Origin of the sequence: Pseudomonas sp. NFACC24-1 (assembly GCF_900115235.1) — a bacterium.
Lineage (GTDB): Bacteria > Pseudomonadota > Gammaproteobacteria > Pseudomonadales > Pseudomonadaceae > Aquipseudomonas > Aquipseudomonas fluorescens_AA.
Genome location: NZ_FOVS01000001.1, coordinates 43645 through 66394 on the forward strand (window position 1 = coordinate 43645; position 22750 = coordinate 66394).

The 22750-nt window shown below is 57.8% G+C and carries 19 protein-coding genes; 11 read left to right on the plus strand and 8 right to left on the minus strand.

Features of this window, described 5'->3' with window-relative positions:
• Nucleotides 1-176 precede the first annotated feature (176 nt).
• Entirely contained in the window at nt 177-2174 is a 1998-nt protein-coding gene (locus BM317_RS00170) for an alpha-1,4-glucan--maltose-1-phosphate maltosyltransferase (protein WP_092175542.1), read from the minus strand.
• Between the two features lie 210 nt (nt 2175-2384).
• Here BM317_RS00170 and BM317_RS30655 point away from each other — a divergent pair, with 210 nt between their 5' ends.
• The 5 genes from BM317_RS30655 to BM317_RS00200 all read left to right on the plus strand — a co-directional run bounded on the left by BM317_RS30655 (nt 2385) and on the right by BM317_RS00200 (nt 7596).
• Nucleotides 2385-2549 (plus strand): hypothetical protein, encoded by a 165-nt coding sequence (locus tag BM317_RS30655; RefSeq protein ID WP_170842385.1) that lies wholly within the window; start codon nt 2385-2387, stop codon nt 2547-2549.
• A gap of 700 nt (nt 2550-3249) precedes the next feature.
• Complete coding sequence (locus BM317_RS00180) at nt 3250-4107, plus strand: McbB family protein (RefSeq protein ID WP_092472638.1); 858 nt, start codon at nt 3250-3252, stop codon at nt 4105-4107.
• Nucleotides 4104-4898: a SagB/ThcOx family dehydrogenase gene (locus BM317_RS00185; protein WP_092175530.1), complete on the plus strand. Its 795-nt coding sequence runs from the start codon at nt 4104-4106 to the stop codon at nt 4896-4898. The genes BM317_RS00180 and BM317_RS00185 overlap by 4 nt, the downstream gene beginning before the upstream one ends.
• Complete coding sequence (locus BM317_RS00190) at nt 4895-6094, plus strand: YcaO-like family protein (protein ID WP_092472640.1); 1200 nt, start codon at nt 4895-4897, stop codon at nt 6092-6094. The genes BM317_RS00185 and BM317_RS00190 overlap by 4 nt, the downstream gene beginning before the upstream one ends.
• A gap of 737 nt (nt 6095-6831) precedes the next feature.
• Nucleotides 6832-7596: an AAA family ATPase gene (locus BM317_RS00200; RefSeq protein ID WP_092175522.1), complete on the plus strand. Its 765-nt coding sequence runs from the start codon at nt 6832-6834 to the stop codon at nt 7594-7596.
• Here BM317_RS00200 and BM317_RS00205 read toward each other — a convergent pair.
• A complete protein-coding gene (locus tag BM317_RS00205; protein WP_092175518.1) occupies nt 7547-8044 on the minus strand; it encodes an MgtC/SapB family protein in 498 nt (165 codons plus the stop codon). The two genes, BM317_RS00200 and BM317_RS00205, sit on opposite strands and share 50 nt — an antisense overlap.
• A 137-nt stretch (nt 8045-8181) precedes the next feature.
• On the opposite strand from BM317_RS00205, the gene BM317_RS00210 reads away from it, so the two are divergent.
• From BM317_RS00210 to mapR, 3 genes are all read left to right on the plus strand, one after another.
• Nucleotides 8182-8418: a DUF3203 family protein gene (locus BM317_RS00210; RefSeq protein WP_092472642.1), complete on the plus strand. Its 237-nt coding sequence runs from the start codon at nt 8182-8184 to the stop codon at nt 8416-8418.
• A 317-nt stretch (nt 8419-8735) separates the two neighbouring features.
• Nucleotides 8736-10148 carry a cytochrome c oxidase accessory protein CcoG gene (ccoG, locus tag BM317_RS00215; protein WP_092175511.1) on the plus strand — a complete coding sequence of 471 codons (1413 nt, stop codon included), beginning with the start codon at nt 8736-8738 and terminating at the stop codon, nt 10146-10148.
• 102 nt (nt 10149-10250) lie between these two features.
• The gene (mapR, locus tag BM317_RS00220) at nt 10251-11660 is read left to right on the plus strand and encodes a GntR family transcriptional regulator MpaR (RefSeq protein ID WP_092175507.1); all 1410 of its coding nucleotides are present in this window, start codon (nt 10251-10253) and stop codon (nt 11658-11660) included.
• A 143-nt stretch (nt 11661-11803) separates the two neighbouring features.
• On the opposite strand, the gene BM317_RS00225 is transcribed toward mapR, so the two are convergent.
• Together BM317_RS00225 and BM317_RS00230 are read right to left on the minus strand one after the other, a co-directional pair.
• A complete protein-coding gene (locus BM317_RS00225; protein WP_092174874.1) occupies nt 11804-12550 on the minus strand; it encodes an SDR family oxidoreductase in 747 nt (248 codons plus the stop codon).
• A gap of 78 nt (nt 12551-12628) precedes the next feature.
• A complete protein-coding gene (locus BM317_RS00230) occupies nt 12629-13507 on the minus strand; it encodes a Dyp-type peroxidase (RefSeq protein WP_092472644.1) in 879 nt (292 codons plus the stop codon).
• A gap of 227 nt (nt 13508-13734) precedes the next feature.
• Between BM317_RS00230 and ampC the strand changes: the two genes are divergently transcribed.
• A complete protein-coding gene (gene ampC / locus BM317_RS00235; protein ID WP_092174884.1) occupies nt 13735-14883 on the plus strand; it encodes a class C beta-lactamase in 1149 nt (382 codons plus the stop codon).
• Nucleotides 14884-15060: 177 nt separating this feature from the next.
• Here the strand turns inward: ampC and BM317_RS00240 are convergent, their stop codons facing one another.
• The 3 genes from BM317_RS00240 to BM317_RS00250 form a co-directional block, all read right to left on the minus strand.
• Nucleotides 15061-15606 carry a DUF4174 domain-containing protein gene (locus tag BM317_RS00240; protein ID WP_092174889.1) on the minus strand — a complete coding sequence of 182 codons (546 nt, stop codon included), beginning with the start codon at nt 15604-15606 and terminating at the stop codon, nt 15061-15063.
• Nucleotides 15607-15875: 269 nt separating this feature from the next.
• Complete coding sequence (locus tag BM317_RS00245) at nt 15876-16661, minus strand: sulfite exporter TauE/SafE family protein (RefSeq protein WP_053183477.1); 786 nt, start codon at nt 16659-16661, stop codon at nt 15876-15878.
• Between the two features lie 107 nt (nt 16662-16768).
• Nucleotides 16769-17473, minus strand: a complete 705-nt coding sequence (locus BM317_RS00250; RefSeq protein WP_225613378.1) for a hypothetical protein — start codon at nt 17471-17473, stop codon at nt 16769-16771.
• Nucleotides 17474-17812: 339 nt separating this feature from the next.
• Here BM317_RS00250 and BM317_RS00255 point away from each other — a divergent pair, with 339 nt between their 5' ends.
• Nucleotides 17813-18964, plus strand: coding sequence for an aldose epimerase family protein (locus BM317_RS00255; RefSeq protein ID WP_092472646.1), 1152 nt, complete (start codon nt 17813-17815; stop codon nt 18962-18964).
• A gap of 231 nt (nt 18965-19195) precedes the next feature.
• Nucleotides 19196-20017, plus strand: coding sequence for an aldo/keto reductase (locus BM317_RS00260; RefSeq protein ID WP_092174908.1), 822 nt, complete (start codon nt 19196-19198; stop codon nt 20015-20017).
• Nucleotides 20018-20213: 196 nt separating this feature from the next.
• Here BM317_RS00260 and BM317_RS00265 read toward each other — a convergent pair whose 3' ends face one another.
• The gene (locus tag BM317_RS00265; protein WP_092472649.1) at nt 20214-22577 is read right to left on the minus strand and encodes a DNA polymerase II; all 2364 of its coding nucleotides are present in this window, start codon (nt 22575-22577) and stop codon (nt 20214-20216) included.
• Nucleotides 22578-22750 lie beyond the last annotated feature (173 nt).

Genomic DNA, 22750 nt, shown 5'->3' on the forward strand with positions numbered 1-22750 from the left:
GATACAAGGCTTGAGAGGTCTTTTTGTGGCGGAGGGCTTTACCCCCTGTAGGAGCTGGCGAAGCCTGCGATCTTTTGATCTTTCGCTTGGGATTCAAGTGTTTGGGGAAAGATCGCAGCCTCGTTGCACTCGACAGCTCCTACACAGCTCCTAGGCAGCGCCTGTGGGAGTGCGCGTTACGCCACGCTGATCCGCCAAATCCCGAACGGCTGGTACGCCGGATCAATGCGCATGAACTGGTACTTGCCGTACCAGGTCCAGCGGTGTCCGTTCATCAGGTCCTCGCCCTGGGTCTGGGCGTCGTCGGGCAGGCCCATCTCCCACAGCGGCAATTCGAAACTGGCTTCCTGCGGGTTGTGCGGATCAAGGCTCACCGCCACCAGGATGAAATTGCTGCCGTCGGCGGTGCGCTTGCCGAAATAGAGAATGTTGTCGTTCCACGCGTTGTAGATTTTCAGGCCCAAGTGGGTATGCAGCGCCGGGTTCTGCCGGCGGATGCGGTTGAGCTGGGCGATCTCGGCAATAATGTTGCCCGGCGCGGTGAAGTCGCGAGGACGAATCTCGTATTTCTCCGAATCGAGGTATTCCTCTTTGCCCGGTACCGGGGCCGACTCGCACAGTTCAAAACCCGAATACATGCCCCACAGACCCGAGCCCATGGTTGCCAGGGCTGCGCGGATCAAGAAGCCCGGGCGCCCCGACTCATGGAGAAAGGCCGGGTTGATGTCTGGCGTGTTGACGAAAAAATTCGGCCGGTAGCATTCACGCCAAGGCGATTCGTTGAGCTCGCTGAAGTAGGTCGCCAGCTCGGCCTTGGTGTTGCGCCAGGTGAAATAGGTGTAGCTCTGGGAATAACCGACCTTGCCCAGTCGCGCCATCATGGCCGGGGTGGTGAACGCTTCAGCCAGGAACATCACTTCGGGGTATTGGGCCCGGACATCGGCGATCAGCCATTGCCAGAACGGCAGTGGCTTGGTGTGAGGGTTGTCGACGCGGAATATCTTCACGCCTTCCTCGACCCAGCCCACCACGATGTCCCGCAGTTCCACCCACAGGCTGGGAATCGCATCGGCCGCGTAGAAATCGACGTTGACGATGTCCTGGTATTTCTTCGGCGGGTTTTCCGCGTATTTGATCGTGCCGTCCGGCCGCCAGCTGAACCAGCCCGGGTGCTGCTTGAGCCAGGGGTGGTCCTGGGAACACTGGATCGCGAAGTCGAGGGCAATCTCCAGGCCGTGCTGCGCGGCCGCCTCCACCAGGCGCCGGAAATCCTCGCGGCTGCCCAATTGCGGGTGAATGGCCTCGTGCCCGCCCTCCTCGCTGCCGATGGCATAGGGGCTGCCCGGGTCGTCGGGACCGGCGGTGAGGGAATTGTTCGGGCCTTTGCGGAAACTGCGACCGATGGGGTGGATCGGTGGGAAGTACAGCACGTCGAACCCCATGTCCTGGATCACCGCCAGGCGCGAATGCACGTCATTGAACGTGCCATGGCGCTGGGGATCGTCGGTGATCGAGCGGGGAAACAGCTCATACCAACTGGCAAACTCGGACAGTTTGCGCTCCACATCCAACGGGTATTCGGGGCTGATGCTCAAGTAAGGTCGATGATCGGCCAGGGACATCAGGTCGGCACTGCGCGGTGCCAGGAACAGCGCCACCTGCTCCGTCGGCAACAGGCCGGAAAGCTCGTGGTGCAAGGCCGCCAACTGCTCGCTCAGTTCCCCTGTGCTGCGCTCGACGGCCATTTGCACTTGGTTGCGTCCTTCCTGCAACTCCAGGCTGATCGGCACCCCGGCACCGAACTTTTTCTCCAGTTCGTAGCGGAAACTGGCGAACTGATCGATCCAGGCCTCGATGCAGAAGACATAGCGACCTTGCTCCGGCACATTGAACTGGCCGCGCCAACCGTTGTTACCCAGGTCGCTCATGACCTCGCTGTTCCATACCTCATCCTGCAGCGAACGCCAGCGGATGCGCACCGCCAGCTTGTCGTGACCGTCGGCGAACACTTTACTGGTCACCGTCACGTCCTGCCCGGCCACGGCCTTGGCGGCAAATTGCCCGCCGTCAATCACCGGCATGGTGTTTTCAATCGCGATACGCGGTAACAACAAGGCTTGAGACAACGGCAAATGCGGGTTGTAGGCCAAGTCAGACGGGTGTTCAGCAGTCATCGAGCATCGCTCCTTTTACGCCCCATGGACGCGCTTGTGGCGGTAAAGGCCCAACGGGTCCCTGAAAAAACTCACTTAAACTCCGAACCGGGACGACGGCTAAAAGTTCAGCGGGATTTGCCCTCGATGTATCCGGGATCAAACCCGCTACAGGGTGGTCAACAATAATAAGCACGACTCAAGCCATGTGCGTTACGGAGACCCGTCCCGATGAATATTCCCATCCCGGCCGAAACACCCGATCCGAATATCGACGACCCCACCTTGCCCCCGCCCGGTCCTGATCCCGAGCCTATTCCAGAGAAAGACCCGCCGCTCGCCCCACAACCGCCGCTGGGTGACCCGCCGAGCGAGGCACCGCCGGAGCGGGTTTGATTCAATCGTAGTTGTTCGAGAGGTGACGGGCGTCAGCGTTCTGCTCTAGAGCGAAATGACCGTTCGTCGCCTAGCGGAAAATAAAAAGCAGAAATAGACTGTGTCAAGAGTAGGAAACTTCCCACCTGAAGAATATTTAATCGTCATCTACGTCTAGGTATATGACCCGCGTAATTATTTGTCCTGCATAAGATTTTTTATCCCGTCACCTACGCATTTCTTCCTTCCTCCACTAACGCCACCTATTAGCGAAAAAAACGCATCAGAACTTTCTCTTGGGCGTGAAAGACGCTTCCTACACCTCAAAAAAAACGTGATTGCCAACCTATCTAATCCTCGCTAAAAATTAAGTCGCCGGCAAAGCTGCACGGCAAACTTACTCAAGGAAACTCAAGGAAAGAGGAATTTAAATATGAAGCCGAACAACAAACCCGAGAAATTAGGTGAAGTAATATTTTTATTCACAGACGACTTCGGCAACACACCATATACGCCGACTGTAGGAGGATCAGGTAGCGCAGGTGGTTGCGGGGGAAGCGGCGGATGCGGCGGTGGTGGTGGATGTAAAGGTGGCAGCGGAGGGAGTGGGGGCTGTGGGGGCAATTCAGCGACACAATCCGCCAACCACTAATAACAACCAATAACAACGCGGGCCTTTCGAATAACATCAATCATCGAAAGGCCCGACCGAGAACTCGCCATGAAATTAAGCATATCCAACTACGAATTACTAAATTTTGAGAATGCCAACGCCATCGTCTCGGAAAAAGGAATCGCACGCATTGACTCCCCAGCGATGCTGAAGCTGCTTAAAGAACTAAAATCAGTTGAGTGCATTACCAAAAGCGATCTTAACGAACTATTCGCAAACAACAATCTCGAACCAACAAATGCATATAACTTCCTGACCTCCGCCATACATATCAACACAGCAAAAGACCTCAACTACTTCAAGAGCACATTGATCGCGCACGACTGGAAAAAAACATCAAACCTAGAAGAAATTCTATCGCGCGAAATCGAACACCTGAGCACTTGCAGCCTAGAGGATCTGGATCTCTATACGCCCCACAAAGAAGAACGCTACATCATTATATTATGTTCAAAGTATAACTATACGGAGATAAAAAACCTTTATTTCTCTAGCGCAAGAAAATGGCCAAAATCGGCAATAAGTGTTTGTTATGGCAGCTCCGACCTTTTTCACATCAGCCAACCATATATTCCGGAAATAGGTAATCCATGTCATTTCTGCACCATCGATAAATTGATCAGCAACGAAACCCACTCACCTTCAGTCAATACCTGGTCAAAGCTGCTTAATTTTTGCAAAGGCAAAAATATCAATTTACCCAACACAAAACCAACCCTCCTCCAAGAATCATTAATACTAGGAGCGATCGCAAGGGTAAGCCGACTCGTTTCGGGGACAACGACCTCCCAGAAATATCAAGATAATATTTTTCAAACAACAACGATAAACCTTAGCAATGGCCATATCAGTCAAGCCTCAGCAACGCATTGGTATTTGTGCGACTGCCTGGGTGCTAAAAAATGAAGCATATACCTCACGATTATTACCTTCGTTTTCTAGACCCTTTTGTTCACGATGACGTGCTGTCCTTTCATACAAAAGGCAACTATACAATCCATCCAGCCACCCAACAATCAACCAATCTCCATTTCCTCACAGAACAACAACTGGAAACTTTAACTGGAAATGAGTTAAAGCTTTACCCGGACATCAGCATTGAAATTCAAATGAACCCGCACCCTGATATTGACCCAGCGCTAATAAGAAATGAGTCAGAAACTCTATTTCATGAGACCGAGATTGATTTCAGCACCATTGAAAAACTCGTCACGCCGTTAACGAGACTAAAAGCCAATGAAAGCAAACGGGGCTACCCAAGCGGTGGAGCATTATACCCTGTCGAAATTTTTATCTGCTCGCTTGCGCGAGACGATAAAACATGGCCCTGCAAAGAAAAAGTCCTACACCTCTTGCCAAAATCAAAGACATATGAAGTCGTTTTAGGCACAGAGAACGTAGACGAACTCCGAACGGCCATTCTGCCAGAGAGTAGCGACATTGGTTATCCGAGCCTAGCGCTGATATATACTGCCTATCTACCAAAAGCTTTATTCAAGTATCGATATCGCGGCTACCGCCTGGCAACCATGGAGGTGGGATCAATTTACATGCTAATAGAACTTAGCGCCAAATCCCTGAACTTACGTTGTCGTCCTTGGTCGGCATACACCGACACGATGGTTTGCAAGGCACTCAAACTTAATCCTGCACTCTTTGTTCCAATGTGCGTGCACTATATAGGGAGGCAGGGATGAATATTTACAGCAGAGAAAATCAGCTTATTGATGCGCGATTCACATATCAGCCAGCTAATCTGTTGACTTTCCCATCTACGGTGGAGATCATCGATCCTTGGGAAAATGGTGGTTCGGGTGTAGGCAATGGCTCACACGCGCTCAGATCTGCTGTAGGGGAATTTTTTGAGCGGCAGCATTTCTATGTGGACGTAGTACCAGACCTGAGAAGCGGTTTGAGCTATTCGTTGAGCGAAGCCGAAGTATCAAAATTTACCCAAGCATTTTCTCAAACAAAAAAGCAGCATATCGCTCAATCAGCGCTGAGTGCACATCAATACAACTTGAGCCAAGTTTTCCGTCTATCAGATCTATCCTCCTGTTACATTCCCACCGCGTGCATCACCTTAAGCAGCGTGCGAACCGAGACAGAGAATGTCATTTATCCTCTTCGTGACACATGTGGGTGTGCCTTTGGTTGGCACCCTGAACATGCCATTCTAGGCTCATTAAAAGAATCCCTTGAAAGGCAGTTCTTACTAAAGTTCTGGTTAACTGGTATTTGCGTCAAGGTAATCGACGCACCGACGACAGGGGCTGCGTTGGCAGGGACCGGGGCTGAGACGCTACGTACAGCCCTAGCCAGGAGTGGCCAATTATCCTTTATTGACATATCCGAATCTGGATATCCAGGCACTTGCATCTTGGCAGTATACGGACAACAGAGCCAAAAGCACAACGTCCATTATTGCGCAGGAATGGCTTACGCCCCCACCTTGGAACTCGCGATGGAAAAATCGCTATTGGAACTATGGCAGACTTACCGATTCATTGATCTTTTCCAATCGACAGGACAAAAAATAGATAACATCCATGACTCATATTTAAGATATTTCCTCCATTGCAATCGCTTTGAAATTTATGAAGATATTATATCAGTCCAAACCCAAGAACTAGCGCCATCACACTTTACTACGAGGCCTTTTTCTTTAACCTCACTTCTAAATAGCATTGCCAGACACAACGCGCTCGGCTACATATACCTCAAGGCGATTCCGATAGAGGATGGCCTGGGGTATTGCAGCAAGTTTGTATCACCTGACTTTTTTATGCACATGAATAACTCACAACACATCAACTTAAAGAACCTGTACTCCGAGCCTTTCTTCCAAGAGATATTACCAGCACGCGCAGAACAAATGGTTCCATTCCCATAGGACGAAGCAATGAAACGGCATATAATCTACCGCTCGATAAAATTAACTATTTTATTTCTGAAAGAACAATTCAAGGAGCCCACCGCAATATTATGGACAATAATATCGCCCAGTTTATTCTACTACTTATTGCGGTATACCAGCGACCACCAAAGCAAGCTGAATTCTGACTACGTGGAGGACAGTGCATGGTTCTATGCTTACATTGCATCGAGCGTTGGGTTATTCGGGTTTTCACTATACATCATAGGCCGACGAGAGAGCGGATTCGTCCGTTCCTTCATCTATTCCATGGACTCAAAAATAGTTTTTTTGACAGCTCAACTTTTGTCCTACTCATTAATCGCAATTATTTACTGCTGCACCTTCTATGTCCTCACCAAGGTTCTCTCTGGCGAATTCTACGGACTCGAACTACTGAACATCGCGACGCGATTCTATGCTTGCTTCCTGATCTTTTGTTCCATTGGACTCTTGCTGACATTACTCCCCCTGACCTTCCAAAACTCAAGCACATTGTTCTCCATCATTCTATTTACAATGATCGCCCTGGGATTCGCCAACCCTATCATTGACGATATTGGTTATCTGAACCCCTTACAGACAGCAAAAAATATCATGCGCACCGGCCCTCTGGAAAACATCGAGGCACTGGCTATCTCAATTACAACCCTGTTAGCCACGCTTTTGTGCTCGATGAAATACCTTCGGATAAACCCTATATGGAGTCGCTATTAATGAGTGCATTGACTATCGACCAACTCAACATTAGCTTTTCAGACAAAGCACTATTTCGGCAAGCCTCACTGCGTATCGAACCAAACTCAATTACAGGAATACTGGGTCCAAATGGGTCTGGAAAAACAACGTTCTTCGACATTTTGTGCAACATAAGGAAAGCCAAGGGTCAGAATCTCAACAACAGCTTTAGCACCCAGTTGTATTTATCTCAAATCATCACCACACCACCGGTGCTGCGTATGCATGAGATATTCCAGATGGCTACGATATTGAGTTCAGATAAAAAAACCACTCAACAATGCGCATTAAGCAAAATAGCCAAATGGTGCCCGGAACTCATTGAACGCTATAAAGAAATTTGGAAAAAAAAATCTGCTGTCTGTAGTTATGGTGAGAAACGTTGGTTTTTCACCCTTTCGCTTCTCGCGCTGGAGCCCGATTTGTTGATCTTGGACGAACCCACCGCAGGTGTCGACCCGGAGTTTCGCCATTACACGTGGCAATGCCTCAAGCAAGCCGCTAACGAGGGAACCGCCATCGTTGTGTCGTCTCATAACATTGAGGAAGTTGCAGCGAACTGCGATCCTTTTTATATGATCATCGATTGTCAGTTTAGAAAATTCCGTTCGGCACACGAATTCACATCGGTATTTAGCGCTGGCTCGCTAGACGAGGCATTTATAAAGGCAGCCTCTGCGTCGCCGTTGCCATTCAATCGGGATCTCTCTCCAATGCCCGAACAATCACCGGCATCACACTGAAAATAGCCAGCGCCAATATCGTACTCAACACAGCTGTCGCTTCCCGCCCCAACCCGGCGGCGACGCCAATGGCGGCGGTCATCCATAGGCCGGCGGCGGTGGTCAGGCCTTTGACATGACCTTCGTCGCCGTCGGTGTTTTTCAGGATGGTGCCCGCGCCGAGAAAACCAATGCCCGCGACGACGCCCTGGATCACCCGGCTCATGGCGTCGGCCTGGGACCCGGACATCTGCGGCACCAATACGAACAGCGCCGCCCCCAGGGCCACGAGCATGTGGGTTCGCACGCCGGCAGCCTTGCCCTTGTGTTCGCGCTCGAAGCCCAGGATGCCGCCCAACAGCGCGGCCATGACCAGCCGCACCGTGACCCGGGTCATCTGCTGGGCATCGGTGATATCGGCGAATTCAGCCTGCAGGGTTATCCAGACTTCATGCCACCAGGCTTCCATGGACCGTCCTCTTTCTCGTTGGATAAACGATGGACCGCAAGCGAAGCCAGAGGTGCACCTGACCGCTGATCAGCCACAACGAACCCTGGCCAGCGGGTGGGACCTAATACTCAGGACATTCAGGAAGGAGCGACGTCATGCTTGAGCAAATCGACAAAGACAATACCTGCCATATCAAAACCATCAACGGAACCAAGCTGCGCCCCGCCAGTGAGTTGGTCATCATCACTGACCCGGACAAGGCCATGTCAGCCGTGGAAATCAATGGCGACATGGTCCATCTCACCGAAGCCGAAGTGGATGCCCTGACCGTGGCCGGCGCGACCGATAAGCGCAAGCACCTCAAGGCCACCGACAGCGGTTCGGTGATCTGAACCCAATCCACAGGCAACCGATGCAATTTGTGGCGAGGGGATTCATCCCCGCTGGGTTGCGAAGCCCCCCTAAAGCCCCTTGACCGGGTCAATCCGGTATACCGGGTGCGATGACTTGGGGGCGCTTCGCCCCCCAACGGGGATGAATCCCCTCGCCACAAGTAATATGTTCGGCACTTGCTGGGTGCATCAAAGTGTCGCAGTGCCTGGGCTTCGCGGCATCTGATCCGGTTTTTATCGAAACACCTGAGTCTGTTATGCAAACAGTTCCATGGTCATAGTGCGCCGGCCAGATAGAGGCTGATGAGCGACCGACCATGAGCGATAGAATCCCCGTCCAGTTGATACAGACGTTCGAACCTGCGCCAACGAAGATCAAGGCCAGGACCACCGACAACCTGATCCACACCCGCAGCTTCACCGGTTTGTTCCGCACCTTGCGCATCAGCGGTGCAGGGGTTCTGTTCCTGTTGTTCTTTGGCACGGTGTGGTTGAACTGGGGTGGCCGCCAGGCGGTGCTCTGGGACCTTTCCGAAAGCAAATTCCATATTTTTGGCGCGACCTTCTGGCCCCAGGATTTCATCCTGCTGTCGGCCCTGTTGATCATCGCCGCCTTCGGCCTGTTTGCGATCACCGTGTTTGCCGGTCGCGTGTGGTGTGGCTACACCTGCCCGCAGAGCTCCTGGACCTGGCTGTTCATGTGGTGCGAGAAAATCACCGAAGGCGAACGCAACCAGCGGATCAAGCTGCAAGCAGCCCCCTGGGGCCTGAACAAACTGTTGCGCCGCAGCGCCAAGCACACCCTGTGGCTGGCCATCAGCCTGCTCACCGGCCTGACGTTCGTGGGCTACTTCACGCCGATTCGCCCCTTGGCCGAAGAGCTGCTGACCCTGCAGATCGGCGGCGTCAGCCTGTTCTGGGTACTGTTTTTCACCGCTGCCACCTACCTCAACGCCGGCTGGCTGCGGGAAGCGGTGTGCATGCACATGTGCCCCTATGCACGCTTTCAGAGCGTGATGTTCGACAAGGACACGTTGACCATCTCCTACGACACGGCCCGCGGCGAAATCCGCGGTCCGCGCAAACGCGAGGTGAAGCCGGCCAATATTGGCCTGGGGGACTGCATCGACTGCCAGATGTGCGTGCAAGTCTGCCCCACCGGCATCGACATCCGCGACGGCTTGCAGATGGAGTGCATCGGCTGCGCGGCGTGCATCGACGCCTGCGACTCGATCATGGACAAGATGGGCTACGCCCGCGGGTTGATCAAATACACCTCGGAACGCCAGTTGCAGGGTGGCAAGACCCACTTGCTGCGGCCCCGGCTGGTAGGCTACACCGCCGTCCTGCTGGTGATGATCGGCGCGCTGGCCCTGGCGTTGGTGCAACGGCCCATGGTGTCGCTGGATGTCAGCAAGGACCGCGGCCTGTTCCGCGAAAACAGCGCAGGCCAGATCGAGAACATCTACAGCCTGAAAATCATCAACAAGACCCAGCAACGCCAGGACTATCACCTGTCCCTGGTGGATGGCGACGGCTTCGTCCTCCAGGGCAAGACCCAACTGAGCCTGGCGCCAGGGGAAATCGTCGACGTGCCGGTGTCGGTGGCGATGCTCAGCGAGCGACCTCGCAGCGGCTCCCAGGAAATGACCTTCAAGGTGGCCGACAGCGATGAACCCGGCATCTACAGCCTGGCCAAGAGCCGTTTTGTCGCGCCGATGAATCGTTGAAGCTTTAAGATGCCGGGCGCCCTGTGGGAGCGAGCTTGTGGGAGCAAGGCTCCCCACAGTTTAAAAAGCGCAAACCATGTGTCACTCAAGACTGAGCCCGCCATGAAACGCTATGAAAAATTCGCCGACGACATCGCTGAACTGATCCGCTCCGGCATGCTGGGGCCCGGTCAGCGTGTGCCTTCGGTGCGTTATGCCAGCCAGACCTACGGCGTCAGCCCGTCCACCGTGTTCCAGGCCTATTACCTGCTGGAGCGACGCGGACTGATCCGAGCCCGGCCGCGCTCGGGCTATTTCGTCAACACCCATGCGCCGAGCCCGTTTTCCGAACCGGCCATCAGCGCCCAGGTGCACGAATCCACCGAAGTGGACGTCAGCGAACTGGTGTTTTCGGTGCTGGACTCGATCAAGGACCCCGCCACCGTACCGTTCGGCTCGGCGTTCCCCAGCCCTCTGCTGTTTCCGTTGCAGCGCTTGTCGCGCTCGCTGTCCAGCGCCACACGGGACATGGACCCTCGGGTCGTCGTCACCGACATGTCGCCGGGCAACCCGCACCTGCGCCGGCAAATTGCCCTGCGCTACATGGTGGGCGGGTTGATGCTGCCCATGGAGGAACTGCTGGTCACCAATGGTGCCCTGGAAGCCTTGAACCTGTGCCTGCAAGCCGTGACCGAGCCCGGCGACCTGGTGGCGATCGAGGCACCGGCGTTCTACGCCAGCCTGCAAGTGCTGGAACGACTCAAGCTCAAGGCCGTGGAAATCCCCGTCCATCCGCGCGACGGCATCGACCTCGACGTGCTGGAGCAGACGCTGGAGCGTCACCCGATCAAGGCCTGCTGGTGCATGACCAGTTTCCAGAACCCCATGGGCGCGACCATGCCCGAGGAAAGAAAAAAGGCCCTGGTGGAACTGTTGCGCCGCCACCAGGTGCCGTTGATCGAAGACGACGTGTACGCCGAGCTCTATTACGGCCAACAGGCCCCCAAGCCCGCCAAGGCCTTCGACACCGAAGGATTGGTGATGCATTGCGGTTCGTTCGCCAAGAGCCTGGCACCGGGTTATCGCATCGGCTGGGTCGCCGCCGGGCGCTACGCGCAGAAGATCGAACGGCTCAAGCTCATGACCTCGCTATGCGCCTCGATGCCGGCCCAGGCCGCCATCGCCGACTACCTGCAACACGGCGGCTACGACCGCCACCTGCGCAAACTGCGCTACGCCCTGGAAGAACAGCAAAGCGCGATGCTCAGCGCCATCGCCCGTTACTTCCCGGCCCAGACCCGGGTCAGCCAGCCGGCGGGCGGCTACTTCCTGTGGCTGGAGCTGCCGGAGCAAATGGATTCGCTGAAACTGTTCCAGATGGCCCTGGCCCAAGGCATCAGCATCGCCCCGGGACCGATCTTTTCACCGACCCGACGCTTCAGGAATTGCATTCGCTTGAATTACGGCAGCCCCTGGACCGAGTCCTCGGAAAAAGCCATGGAGACGTTGGGGCGGATTATTCGATCGTTTTGATAGGGATTGTCGGTAAGGACGCCATCGCGAACAAGCTCGCTCCCACATTGGCTCGGCCGTGTATTGGAGATATACGACTCACCGCCGATCAAACTGTGGGAGCGAGCTTGCTCGCGATGGGGCCAGACCAGACAACCCGGGGGTCAGCGCCCACCCCCCAGGTCCACAAATGTCCCGGTGGCATAGGAAGCCTTGTCCGACAGGAGCCAGATAATCGCCTCGGCGACTTCATCCGGACGACCGCCCCGGGCCATGGGAATCGCCGACTCCAGCTTGCTGACCCGGTCCGGGTCGCCGCTCAGGGCATGAAAATCGGTGTAGATGTAGCCGGGACGCACCGCGTTGACGCGGATGCCTTCGCCGGCGACTTCTTTGGACAGGCCGACGGTGAACGTGTCCAAGGCGCCCTTGGAGGCCGCGTAGTCGATGTACTCGTTGGGTGAGCCCAGGCGAGCGGCCACCGACGAGACGTTGACGATGCTGCCGCCCTGCCCGCCATGTCGGGGCGACATGCGCAGCACCGCGTGCTTGGCGCAGAGAATCGGGCCCAGCACGTTAGTCTTCAGGATCTTGAGGATGCGGAATTCGGACATTTCATCGAGCCGGGCTTTCTGGGCAACCGTCCCGGCATTATTCACCAACGCCGTGACACGCCCCAGCTCGGCATCCACCCGGTTGAACAGGGCGATCACTTCGTCCTCGATGCTCACATCGGCGCGCACGGCAATCGCTTGCGCGCCCTTGGCCCGGACCTGTTCGAGCACCTCCTGCGCGGCGCTTTCATCGGACTGGTAGTTGATGCAGATCCGATAGCCCAACTCGGCAGCCAACAGCGCCGTGGCCGCCCCGATTCCGCGGCCGCCACCGGTGATGACGATGACTTTATCCACACTTGCTTCTCCCATTCCACGGATAGACGTCCGGCCCAAGGATAGCGTTCACGTCACGCTTTGCACAAACCGCTGCGCTTACCGGGCCAAGGCGCGCAGATCCAGGCGTCCGTCCAACAACGGCGGGCACCAGTAATAGCCGCCGGTGATCGGTCGACTCATGCGGTACAGGCCGTCGGTGATGCCGTCTTCCAGGCCGCTCATGCGCCGCAATTGAGCCTCGAAGGCATCGAGGGAGAAACCGAACGCCAGGAACATCAGCCCTGCACGGTCGCCTTCGATCCAGGGCATGGACCGACGGACCACGAATGCCTCCGGGGCAAAGCTTTCCTGGGCGGTGCGCTTGACGTGGGCCGATTCCGGCGCGTCGTCGATTTCTTCGTTGTCGCTCAGGCGCCGGCCCATGATGTTGTCGCGCTCATGGGGCTGCATCGCCGCGAAACCGTCCAGGTCGTGTTGCCATTGCTGGATCGCGGCAAAACTGCCACCGCGCACTCCGTCGGCACCCTGGGCCAGGGCGGCGGCGATGGCCGCTTCGTCGTGGGGGTTCTCGGTGCCGTCTTCATAGCCGGTCAGGTCATGGCCGGTCATGTGGCGGAAAGTCTCGTTCATCTGCACCAGGCGCAGCGCCGGGGCCAGTGCCGCTTCGATGGTGCGGCTGCGGTGCATCAGCTCGCCGCGGTCTTCACCGTGCAGCCAGCACCACAGGGCATGTTGGGTCGAGGGGTTGTCTACGCCTACGCCGGCCAACGCCGGAAAAGCCCGCAGGCCAGCGACCTGGGCGCCCAGGGCCTGGACCAGCGATTCGCCAAAGCCGATCACGGCCCGGCCATCGAGCAACAACAGGAGTTTGTCTAGCGCAGCCGGCAATGCCTCGACCGATTCCAGGGCAAAAAACAAATGACGGGCCTGAGGCGGAACAGGGGTGGCGAGAATGCCGGGCTGGTAGTAACTCATGTGAACTCCTTTAGAAAGAGCCGCGAGTTTACCCGGCGGCTGCCGCTTTGTGTGGTTTGGCTTGAGGTCCGGTCGCGCCGGGCAACCCGACCGTTTTGTGGGAAGGTTCCCGCGAGCCCGTCAGACGACTCAGAAACATCCCCCCGGACCGATAGCCTCGGATTGCCGGGCCGCCAAAAACGCCCTAGATTGAGCCTCTCCAGGAAGGCCAACGAGAACGCTGCACCATGCCAATTGCCAGATCGATACTCGCCGGGATTTTTTTCCTGGTCTGCGGGACGTCCGTAAGCTCTGCCCAGGAACGCATTGAAGACACGGTCAATGCCGTCATCCAGCCCTTGATGAAACAACAGGACATCGCCGGCATGGCCGTGGCGATTACCTACAACGGTCAACGCCATTATTTCAACTACGGCGTGGCCTCCAAGGACACGAAAAAGCCGATCACCGACCAGACCCTTTTCGAAATCGGCTCGGTCAGCAAGACCTTCACCGCCACCCTCGGCGCCTATGCCCAGGCCCAGGGCAAACTGTCCCTGGCGGATCCGGCCAGTCGCTTTGCACCCGAATTGCGCGGCAGCGCCATGGAGGGCACCCGCCTGCTCGACCTTGCCACCTACACCGCCGGCGGCCTGCCCTTGCAGTTTCCCGACGAGGCGGATCATCCGGACCGGATGTTCAGTTACTACAAGAACTGGAAACCGCTCTACCCGGCCGGCACCCAGCGGCTCTATTCAAACCCGAGCATCGGCCTGTTCGGCTACCTGGCGGCCCGCAGCCTGGGGCAGCCATTTGACGAGGTGATGGAGCGCACGCTGATGCCTGGGCTGGGCCTCAAGCACAGCTATGTGCGGGTGCCGCGGGATCAGATGGGCCGATACGCCCAAGGCTATGCAAAGGACGGCAAGCCCGTGCGAGTCGGCACCGGCGCATTGGATTCCGAAGCCTACGGGGTGAAGACCAGTTCAACGGACCTGATTCGTTTCGTCGAGGCCAACCTGCGACCTGAAAAACTGGACGCGGACTTGAAGCAAGCCATCGCCACGACGCATACGGGTTTCTACAAGGTCGGCGGAATGAATCAGGGGCTCGGCTGGGAGTTCTACCCCGCCCCGTTCACCTTGGACGACCTGCTCGCTGGCAACACACCGCAGATGGCCCTGACCCCACAGAAAGCCGAATCTCTCGACCCGCCCCGCCCGGCGCCGGACGGCGCCTGGATCAACAAGACCGGATCCACCAACGGTTTCGGCGCGTACGCAGCGTTCGTGCCCGGGAAGGACATGGGGATCGTCCTGCTTGCCAACAGGAACTACCCGATCGAGGAACGGGTGAAGGCGGCGCACCGGATCCTGATGGCGCTGGATGGCCAATAACAAGGGCGACAAGTCCCGCTGTGGCGAGGGGATTTATCCCCGCTGGGCTGCGCAGCAGCCCTCCTAAGCGGTCACCCCGATCTGTCTGACACGCCAGATTGCCAAAATTCCAGGGCCGCTTCGCGCCCCAGCGGGGATAAATCCCCTCGCCACAAGGGCTTTCGGAGCTATTGGAAATCAATCCTCCAATGGCTTCGCCACCGCCGGCTTGGTTGCCTTGCCAGGCTTGGTGCCTTTGGCATCCTTGGCCGGAGCGGGCTCCGGAGCGGGAGGTGGCGCCGGAGGCGTCGCTTCTTTTTCCGCGGCGGGGAGTTTATCGACGGTGTCGAAGAGGTCTTTCAATTCGATCGCCCCGGAATGCTCAAGCTTCTTTTCCCCGTCCTTGCCCACCAGGATAATCTTGGTCTGGGCCCCGGCGCCCAGCTTGAGGGAACGGATCAGCGCCATGGTGCTTTGCGGGTCCAGGTCCTTGCCATCGCGCTGCCCAATGGTATTGAGCACGGTGTAGAGCACCATGTTGCGCTCGGAAAAACCCTGCTTGCCTGCCGGTTCATCCAAGGCCTTTTTCAGGCTGACCCAGGCCGGGTCGACTGTACTGGGCGCGATGACGATCAGGGGGCGTGCCCTGCCTGCATCCGCCACCAAGGGTGAGTCGCCATCGGCAGCGAACAGGGGGCCGGCGATGGCCAGCAAGGTAGCGAAGGTCAACGACCGAATGAGCATGCGCCTCTCCTTTTGATATTTACGCTGTACTGATTGCACAGGGCGGCGATTGTTCCGCGAGAGTCGCTCAATACTGCGCCTGCCTGCCTTGAAGCTTAGGCCAGGGGGATCATTGCGCAACCGTAGGGAGAGTGCGGCGCGAGAGTTGGAACGGGGATACTGTGGGAGCGAACTTGCTCGCGATAGCAATCGCCCCGTCGACTTCGATGTTGACTGTCATGCCGCTATCGCGAGCAAGCTCGCTCCCACATTTGACCGGGGTAATCGTTCTAGAACGCCAGCTTGAACCCGATCATCGCCAGCATCACCGCCAGGCAGGGGCGCAACAGCTCGTCGGAGATCCGTCCCGACAAATGACTGCCCAGGTAGATCCCCGGCAACGAACCGATCAGCAGGAAACCCAGGATGTGCCAGTCCATGTTGCCCATGCTCGCGTGGCCCAGGCCAGCGACCAGGGTCAGCGGCACGGCGTGGGCGATCTCGGTGCCCACCAGGCGCTTGGTGACCAGGAACGGGTAGAGGATGAACAGCGCGACAGTGCCCAGGGCGCCGGCGCCAATGGACGTCAACGCGACCATCGTCCCCAGTACGAGACCGGTGATGACCGTCAGCACATTGAGACGCGCGCCAGAGGGGTTGTAGTGCCCCCCGGCACGGTCGTGGGCGAATTGCAGCAAACGCTTCTTGAACAGGATTGCCAAGGCGGTGGCGAACAACACGAAGCCCAAGGCTTGCTTGATCACCGCGTTCATGGCGTCGGGCGAACTGTGCAGGCTGCTGAGGAACCACAAGGTCAAGCCGACCGCCGGGACGCTGCCCAACGTCAACCAGCCGGTGATGGCCCAGTCGATGTTGCGGTTCTTGGCATGAACCAATACGCCGCCAGACTTGGTAATGGCCGCATACAGCAGGTCCGTACCCACCGCCGTCGCCGGGTTGATACCAAACCACAACAGGATCGGGGTCATCAGCGAACCACCGCCGACGCCGGTCATTCCAACGATGAAGCCGACCACCAGGCCCGCAACGACTAAACCGACATTACCGAAATCCATTAAACCCGTCTCAGCACGACCGCGTGAAAAATCTGGCCGCGAGCATAGCGATTTTTCTTATAACCCCCTATATCGATGTGATCTATCTTTATTCCTTTTCCGTAATTTCACTGGACCGGCAGGAAATTGAGGAACAGCAGGCTCTGGGCGTAATTCAAGCCGATCCGCCGGTAGCGCTCGTCGAGCATCTGGGTCAGCAGGTCCAATCGGGCGACAATTTTCCCGAACTCGACGGCAAAACTCAGGTTGCTGCCCTCCTCCGAGATCTCATTGGAAAACAGCAACGGCTTGCCGTCCTTGTTCTGCCGCTGGCTAAGCAGCCAGGTGGCTTTTTCGATGTTGCGCGCCGCATTGCTGACAAAACGCGGGTCGATGGTGTCGGTCATGTAGAACTCGAGGCGATTGCCGTGCGCGGTGACCAGCATGCTGCCGATGGCATAGATGAACGCCCCGACCCGATCACCGAGAAACTCCGGGCTCATGGCATAGCTCAGGGCGGCCAGGTCCTTCTTGCCACCCAGGGTCGGCAAGGGTTGTTGCTGCTCGATGGCCATGCGCACTTGTTTTTCTGCGGTGCGGGCGTCAAGAAAGCCGGATTTGCGCAGTTCCTCGGGGTTGCGCAGGTAAAGCTTGCTCATCAGCAGGTAGAGGCTTTGCAGGTTGTCGTGCATGGCCAACGTTGCCATGCGGTCGACACTGGTCTGCAAGAACTCCTGGGGCTTGGCATTGCTGAACTGCGTGACCATGTCCTGCCCCTGTTGATGGCTGCAGCCACCGCTGAACAACATCGACACAGCGACCAACCCTGCCATGCAGGCCGGGCGCAACCTCGTCACAGAAGAAAAAACACCGGCCATCGAGTCTCAATCTGGGCTGGGGGAAGCGATGGGGGTCGCCGCTTCCAGGCCATGGATAGAGCGGCAAAAATCGCAAAAGTGCAGTGTCCAGAGAAAATCCTCGACCTTTGGCAAAGTCTTTTCTGCCTAATTAGTCTTACTTTTTAATTGATAAATCTTAATTTATGGCTATAAATCCCTTTTCATCCACCAAATAGAAAGACTACTAGACAAAAAAGCCTTCATCGCTGTCCGACCAGTAACGGACTCGACCCGCGTTAAAACAACAACAAAACAACAGGAAGGAAGGTCACCATGCTTGAATCAAAACAACTGCTCACGGCCCTCGGAGTGTCTCTGATGATCGCCACCTCGGCTTCCCAGGCTGCCGGCCTGACCAATGAACGCGGTGCGTTCGGCAAGACCGACGACGGCACGGCGGTGGAAAAATTCGTACTGCGCAACAGCCATGGCATGGAGGCCACGGTCATCACCTATGGCGGCATCCTCCAGTCATTGAGCGTGCCGGACAAAAACGGCAAGGTCGCCGACATCGTGCTCGGTTTCGACGATGTGCAGGGTTACCAGAAGAATGGCAGCGTGTATTTCGGCGCGACCATCGGCCGTTTCGGCAATCGCCTGGCCGACGGCGCTTTCGAGCTGGACGGCAAGCGTTACCAAGTGCCGCAGAACGACCATGGCAACTCCTTGCATGGCGGGCCGCAAGGGTTCGACAAGCGTGTCTGGAAGGCCCAGCCCCATAATGCCAAGGACTCGGTGGGCGTCACCCTGACCTACCTGTCACCCGATGGCGAGATGGGCTTCCCCGGCGCACTGAAAACCGACGTCACCTACAGCCTCAACGAACAGAACGAGTTGCGCATCGAGTACCAGGCCACCACCGACAAGCCCACGGTGCTGAACCTGACCAACCACAGCTATTTCAACCTGGCCGGCGCAGGCAACGGCGACATACTCGAGCAGGTCGCGACCCTGCACGCGGCCCACTACACGCCGGTCACCGGCAAACTCATTCCCACTGGCGAACTGGCCCCGGTGGCCGGCACACCGATGGATTTCACCCAACCCACCGCCATCGGCACCCATATCAAGGCTGATCACCCCCAACTCAAGTTCGCCGAACCGAAACAGGGCGGCTTCGACTTCAACTGGGCACTGGACGCCAAGGGCGACGTGACCAAACTGGCCGCCGAGGTGTATGACACGGAGTCCGGACGACGCCTGCAGCTGTACACCACCGAGCCCGGCGTGCAGTTCTACACCAGCAACTTCCTCGATGGCACCGTCAAGGGCAAGCAAGGCAAGGTCTATCCACATTGGGGCGCGTTCACCCTGGAAACCCAGCACTACCCCGACTCGCCAAACCAGCCGAACTTCCCTTCGACGCGGCTTGATCCGGGCCAGACCTACACCCAGACCATGGTGTTGAAGTTCTCCGCGAAGTAACGCCCCCGCCAAATCGTTCCCATGCTCTTGTGGGAGCGAGCTTGCTCGCGATAGCGGTGTGTCTGCTTGTGATGATGCTGGATGGGCCGACGCCTTCGCGAGCAAGCTCGCGCCCACGGGTTGGTGTTGAGTTCGGATGCTGCGGGCTCGCGCAGAGCATGGGAACGATCCATCCGGGAACACTTGGTCTATCCTGCTGCCACACGTCAAAGCAAAAAACAGGAGATAGGCATGAGGACGCTGGAATTGGCGGGTGTGTCCGTACCGGTAATCGGCCAGGGCACCTGGCGCATGGGTGAAGAACCGTCCCATCACAAAAAAGAAGTCGCGGCCCTGCGATTGGGGATCGAACTGGGCATGACCTTGATCGACACGGCGGAGATGTATGCCGAAGGCGGTGCCGAGACCGTCGTTGGCGAAGCGATCACCGGCCTGCGGGACCAGGTTTTCCTGGTGAGCAAAGTCTACCCTCACAACGCCAGTCGCAAAGGCATTCCCCTGGCCTGCGAACGCAGCTTGCGCCGGCTCGACACCGATTACATCGACCTTTATCTGTTGCACTGGCGCGGGCAGTACCCTTTGGCAGAAACCGTCGAAGCGTTCGAACGCCTGCGCGAAGAAGGCAAGATCGGCCGTTGGGGTGTGTCGAACTTTGACGTCGATGACCTCGAGGAACTGGCCTCGCCGGCCTGCGCCACCAACCAAGTGCTGTACAACCTGCAGGAGCGCGGCATCGAATTCGACCTGCTGCCCTGGTGCCAGCAACGGCGCATGCCGATCATGGCTTACTGCCCGGTCGGCCAGGGCGGGCACCTGCTCAAGGATCACACCCTGGGAAAAATCGCCGAACGCCATCGGGCAACACCCGCGCAGGTCGCACTGGCCTGGTTGCTGCGCCAGGACAATGTGATTGCCATACCCAAGGCGGTGAAACCTGAACATGTGCGCCTGAATGCCGAAGCGGCCAGTCTCAGGCTCGAGTCTCAGGACCTGGCCGCCCTCGACCTGATATTTCCCCAGCCCCAGGGCAAGCAGCGGTTGGCGATGGTCTGACGCCTAAATACGGACCATCGGCAACCCACTGATTTGTGGCGAGGGGATTTATCCCCGCTCGAGTGCGCAGCACTCGCAACTTTATCGGCACCACGAAATCTCAGGGGCCGCTGCGCGCCCCAACGGGGATAAATCCCCTCGCCACAGATCCACCATGTCCCCGGTCCAAAGAGTTCTGCAGGAATACACGGAAATCTCAGAACAACCCCATCTGCCCCCCCACCAACGTCGAAAAATCATCATCCACAAACGGCAGGATCGCATCCGCCACCGGCTGTAGTTGTTTGGTCACGTAGTGGTCGTAATCGATTGGCGCACTGCGAATTTCCAGCGGCTCGGGGCCGGCGACAGTGATGACGTAGCTGATCCAGCCGCCATTCTGGTATTGCCGCGGACGGCCCTGGCGCTGGTTGAACTCATCGGCCAGCCGCGCGGCCCGCACGTGGGGTGGGACGTTGCGCTCGTAATCTTCCAGCGGCCGCCGCAGGCGCTTGCGATAGACCAGCCGATCATCGAACGCACCGGCCAGGGTCTGCTGCACATAATCACGCACATACTCCTGGTAGGGCTTACGGTGGAAGATCCGCCCGTACAACTCCTGCTGGAACTGGCGGGCCAGCGGCGACCAGTCGGTACGCACGGTTTCCAGGCCTTTGTAGACGATTTCATCGCTGCCATCGGCGCGGGTCACCAGCCCGGCATAGCGTTTCTTGCTGCCCTCCTCGGCGCCCCGGATGGTCGGCATCAGGAAGCGCTTGAAGTGCGTTTCGAACTGCAGCTCCAGCGCGCTCTCCAACCCGAACTCGGCACGCACCTGCTCACGCCACCATTGGTTGACGTGTGCCACCAACTCGCGACCGATCCTGGCCGCTTCCTCCTGGCCATGGGCACGACGCAGCCAGACGAACGTGGAATCGGTATCGCCATAGATCACCACATGGCCCTGGGCTTCGATCAACTGGCGGGTGCGCTGCATGATCTGGTGGCCACGCAGGGTGATGGACGAGGCCAGGCGCGGATCGAAGAAGCGACAACCACTGGAGCCGAGCACGCCATAAAAGGCGTTCATGATGATTTTCAACGCCTGGGACAGCGGCACATTGTGTTCGCGCTTGGCGGTCTCCCGGCCTTCGGAGACCCGCGCGACGATGGCCGGCAGGCAATGTCGGCTTCGGGAGAAGCGTGCCCCGCGAAAGCCCGGCACCGACTCGCGGTCATCCGGGTGACGCAGCCCTTCGATCAAGCCCACCGGGTCGATCAGGAAGGTGCGGATGATCGACGGATACAGGCTCTTGTAGTCCAGCACCAACACCGACTCGTAGAGCCCCGGCTGGGAATCCATGACAAAACCACCCGGGCTGGCCTCGGGCGGACGCTGGCCGAGATTGGGGGCAACAAAACCCTGGCGGTGCATCAGCGGCATGTACAGGTGCGTGAAGGCCGCCACCGAACCGCCGCTGCGGTCCGCTGGCAGGCCGGTGACGCTGGCCCGTTCCAGCAGGAACTTGAGCAGCTCGGTCTTGGCGAAGATCCGCGTCACCAGCTCGCAGTCCTTGAGGTTGTAGCGGGCCAGGGCCGGCTTGTCCTCGGCGAACATGCGATTGATCTCGTCCATGCGCTGGTACGGGTTGTCGATGGACTTGCCCTCCCCCAGCAGCGTTTGGGCGACGTTTTCCAGGCTGAACGACGGGAAGCTCCAGGTCGCCGACCGCAGGGACTCGATCCCGTCGATGATCAGCCGACCGGCCGCCGAGGCGAAAAAGTGGTTGTTGCGTGCGCCGTGCTCGCGCCATTGCATTTCTTCGCCACCGCGGCCCAGGCGCAACGGCACCGCCAGCCGCCGGGCATGTTCATGCAGCACCCGCAGGTCGAACTGCACCAGGTTCCAGCCAATGATCGCGTCGGGGTCGAAACGGGCGAACCAATCGTTGAGTTTCTTCAGCAGCAGCGTGCGCGATTCGCAGTATTCCAGCTGGAAATCCACGCCGCTATCGTCGCCGTTAGGCGGCCCGAGCATATAGACCTGGCGCTCGCCGCAGCCTTCCAGGGCAATGGAATACAAATCGCCCTGGGCGGTGGTTTCGATGTCCAGGGACACCAGGCGCAACGGTGGACGGTAGTCGGGCGCCGGTTTCATCTGGGCATCCACCAGCAGGCCATCGGCGGCCGGCTTACCGCCGAACCACACCGGGGCGGTGATGAAGCGCTCCATCAGGTAGCGCTCCGGCGGCCGGATGTCCGCTTCGAACACCTCCACGCCGGCGCGGCGCAAGGTGCCGTCCAGGCGCATCAGTTGGGCGTGTTGCTGGCAATACAGGCCCAGCACCGGGCGATGCTCGAAATCCAGCAGGTCCAGGGGGCGTAGCTCTACCTGCTTCTCCCCTTGCAGCAAGGCTTCGAGCTGGCCGCGCTGGATCTGCGGCACGAAGGCCACCGACGTCTGCACCGGCAGGCGCACGCACCGGGGACCGGCGTCGGTCGCCAGCCAGAACTCGACTTCGGTGCCGGCCGGGGTGTCGCGCCAATGCCGGGTCAGGACGAAGCCCTGCTGTAAATCCACCGCTGAAACCTCGAATTTTGCGTAGGCGACGATTCTACCTGTGGCGAGGGGATTTATCCCCGCTGGGCTGCGAAGCAGTCCAAAAACCTGCCAGCGCGGTGTGTCAGGTCGATGTCATCAGCTTATTGGGGCTGCTGCGCAGCCCAACGGGGATAAATCCCCTCGCCACAACA

Bases quoted from the DNA above. Each gene is read 5' to 3' on its own strand.
- BM317_RS00170 (WP_092175542.1), bottom strand. From the start codon at position 2,174: ATGACTGCTGAACACCCGTCTGACTTGGCCTACAACCCGCATTTGCCG.
- BM317_RS30655 (WP_170842385.1), top strand. From the start codon at position 2,385: ATGAATATTCCCATCCCGGCCGAAACACCCGATCCGAATATCGACGAC.
- BM317_RS00180 (WP_092472638.1), top strand. From the start codon at position 3,250: ATGAAATTAAGCATATCCAACTACGAATTACTAAATTTTGAGAATGCC.
- BM317_RS00185 (WP_092175530.1), top strand. From the start codon at position 4,104: ATGAAGCATATACCTCACGATTATTACCTTCGTTTTCTAGACCCTTTT.
- BM317_RS00190 (WP_092472640.1), top strand. From the start codon at position 4,895: ATGAATATTTACAGCAGAGAAAATCAGCTTATTGATGCGCGATTCACA.
- BM317_RS00200 (WP_092175522.1), top strand. From the start codon at position 6,832: ATGAGTGCATTGACTATCGACCAACTCAACATTAGCTTTTCAGACAAA.
- BM317_RS00205 (WP_092175518.1), bottom strand. From the start codon at position 8,044: ATGGAAGCCTGGTGGCATGAAGTCTGGATAACCCTGCAGGCTGAATTC.
- BM317_RS00210 (WP_092472642.1), top strand. From the start codon at position 8,182: ATGCTTGAGCAAATCGACAAAGACAATACCTGCCATATCAAAACCATC.
- ccoG (WP_092175511.1), top strand. From the start codon at position 8,736: ATGAGCGATAGAATCCCCGTCCAGTTGATACAGACGTTCGAACCTGCG.
- mapR (WP_092175507.1), top strand. From the start codon at position 10,251: ATGAAACGCTATGAAAAATTCGCCGACGACATCGCTGAACTGATCCGC.
- BM317_RS00230 (WP_092472644.1), bottom strand. From the start codon at position 13,507: ATGAGTTACTACCAGCCCGGCATTCTCGCCACCCCTGTTCCGCCTCAG.
- ampC (WP_092174884.1), top strand. From the start codon at position 13,735: ATGCCAATTGCCAGATCGATACTCGCCGGGATTTTTTTCCTGGTCTGC.
- BM317_RS00240 (WP_092174889.1), bottom strand. From the start codon at position 15,606: ATGCTCATTCGGTCGTTGACCTTCGCTACCTTGCTGGCCATCGCCGGC.
- BM317_RS00245 (WP_053183477.1), bottom strand. From the start codon at position 16,661: ATGGATTTCGGTAATGTCGGTTTAGTCGTTGCGGGCCTGGTGGTCGGC.
- BM317_RS00250 (WP_225613378.1), bottom strand. From the start codon at position 17,473: ATGGCAGGGTTGGTCGCTGTGTCGATGTTGTTCAGCGGTGGCTGCAGC.
- BM317_RS00255 (WP_092472646.1), top strand. From the start codon at position 17,813: ATGCTTGAATCAAAACAACTGCTCACGGCCCTCGGAGTGTCTCTGATG.
- BM317_RS00260 (WP_092174908.1), top strand. From the start codon at position 19,196: ATGAGGACGCTGGAATTGGCGGGTGTGTCCGTACCGGTAATCGGCCAG.